Here is a 2,396-nt window from a genome sequence, read left to right as displayed (position 1 = left end):
GATTACTTCTTTCTGTTTTATACAGAATCTGTGACTCGACGAGAGCATAGAGACTATTTAAAAACATAGATATGAGTCTGGGTTAAGAAGAGCGTGTTCACGCGCACTTCTTAACCTTAATAACTCACCTCTTAACGACATCAGTTGTTATCCCAGGGGTGAGTTATTAAAAAAAGTAAAGAGAACTGAATCAAGCGTATAAACATAGGTGATATCGTTATCATAATTAGATTGTATGACACTTAGAAGTCGAAAGACTACTTGGGGTTGTATGGTCAAGTAATGAAGCGCACATGGTGGATGCCTTGGCAGTCAGAGGCGATGAAAGACGTGACAGCCTGCGATAAGCTTCGGGGAGGCGGCAATATCCTGTGATCCGGAGATTTCTGAATGGGGAAACCCACTTACCATAAGGTAGGTATCCTAATTTATTAGGAAGCGAACGAGGGGAAGTGAAACATCTCAGTACCCTTAGGAATAGACATCAATTGAGATTCCCCTAGTAGCGGCGAGCGAACGGGGAGAAGCCGATTAATTCTAATGTAGAAGAACAGCGTGGGAAAGCTGACCGTAGTAGGTGATAGTCCTGTATTCGAAACATTAGAGTTAACATATTAAGTAGAGCGGGGCACGAGAAATCCTGTTTGAAGATGGGGGGACCATCCTCCAAGGCTAAATACTCCTGACTGACCGATAGTGAACCAGTACCGTGAGGGAAAGGCGAAAAGAACCCCTGTGAGGGGAGTGAAATAGAACCTGAAACCGTGTGCGTACAAGCAGTGGGAGCCCACTTGTTGGGTGACCGCGTACCTTTTGTATAATGGGTCAGCGACTTATATTCTGTAGCAAGGTTAACCGTTTAGGGGAGCCGTAGGGAAACCGAGTCTTAATAGGGCGTTTAGTTGCAGGGTATAGACCCGAAACCGAGTGATCTATCCATGAGCAGGTTGAAAGTGCCGTAACAGGCACCGGAGGACCGAACCCACTGTCGTTGAAAAGCCAGGGGATGACTTGTGGATAGGGGTGAAAGGCTAATCAAACTCGGTGATAGCTGGTTCTCCCCGAAAGCTATTTAGGTAGCGCCTCGGACGAACACCATTGGGGGTAGAGCACTGTTTCGGCTAGGGGGTCATACCGACTTACCAAACCGATGCAAACTCCGAATACCGATGAGTGATATCCGGGAGACACACGGTGGGTGCTAACGTCCATCGTGGAGAGGGAAACAACCCAGACCGCCAGCTAAGGCCCCAAATTCCTAGTTAAGTGGGAAACGAGGTGGGAAGGCATAGACAGCTAGGAGGTTGGCTTAGAAGCAGCCATCCTTTAAAGAAAGCGTAATAGCTCACTAGTCGAGTCGGCCCGCGCGGAAGATGTAACGGGGCTCAAACTAGGAGCCGAAGCTGCGGATTTGAATTTGTTTTCAAGTGGTAGGGGAGCGTTGTGTAAGCCTGTGAAGGTGTGTTGTAAAGCATGCTGGAGGTATCACAAGAGCGAATGCTGACGTGAGTAACGATAATGCGAGTGAAAAGCTCGCACGCCGGAAGATCAAGGGTTCCAGTCCAACGTTAATCGGGGCTGGGTGAGTCGACCCCTAAGGCGAGGCCGAAAGGCGTAGTCGATGGGAAATCGGTTAATATTCCGATACTTGTTTATAATGCGATGGAGGGACGGAGAAGGTTATGTCAGCCTGGCGTTGGTTGTCCAGGTGAAAGGATGTAGGTTTATAGCTTAGGTAAATCCGGGCTATTCTATACCGAGATCTGATAGCAAGCTGTACTTGTACAGCGAAGTGGCAAATACCATGCTTCCAGGAAAAGCTTCTAAGCAATAGTTATAAACGAATCGTACCCTAAACCGACACAGGTGATCAGGTAGAGAATACCAAGGCGCTTGAGAGAACTCTGCTGAAGGAACTAGGCAAAATGGTACCGTAACTTCGGGAGAAGGTACGCTGTTGATGGTGATAGGACTTGCTCCTTGAGCTGTTGGCAGTCGCAGATACCAGGCTGCTGCAACTGTTTATTAAAAACACAGCACTCTGCAAACACGAAAGTGGACGTATAGGGTGTGATGTCTGCCCGGTGCTGGAAGGTTAATTGATGGGGTTAGCGTAAGCGAAGCTCTTGATCGAAGCCCCAGTAAACGGCGGCCGTAACTATAACGGTCCTAAGGTAGCGAAATTCCTTGTCGGGTAAGTTCCGACCTGCACGAATGACATAATGATGGCAGCGCTGTCTCCAGCAGAGACTCAGTGAAATCGAAATCGCAGTGAAGATGCTGTGTACCCGCGGCTAGACGGAAAGACCCCGTGAACCTTTACTACAGCTTTACATTGAACTTTGACCTGACTTGTGCAGGATAGGTGGGAGGCTTTGAAGCCGAGACGCTAGTCT

General features: G+C 48.2%; 1 rRNA gene. It reads left to right on the top strand.

The annotated features are described in order from the left end of the window. Positions 1-273: 273 nt before the first annotated feature. Positions 274-2,396: ribosomal RNA gene (locus JMX63_RS14340) — 23S ribosomal RNA — on the top strand; the annotation flags it as partial.

The sequence above is a fragment of the Psychrobacter nivimaris genome, assembly GCF_904846365.1.
Taxonomy (GTDB): Bacteria; Pseudomonadota; Gammaproteobacteria; order Pseudomonadales; family Moraxellaceae; genus Psychrobacter; species Psychrobacter nivimaris_B.
The sequence above is the reverse complement of the archived record's forward strand: the minus strand, read 5'-3'. Positions and strand labels throughout refer to the sequence as shown.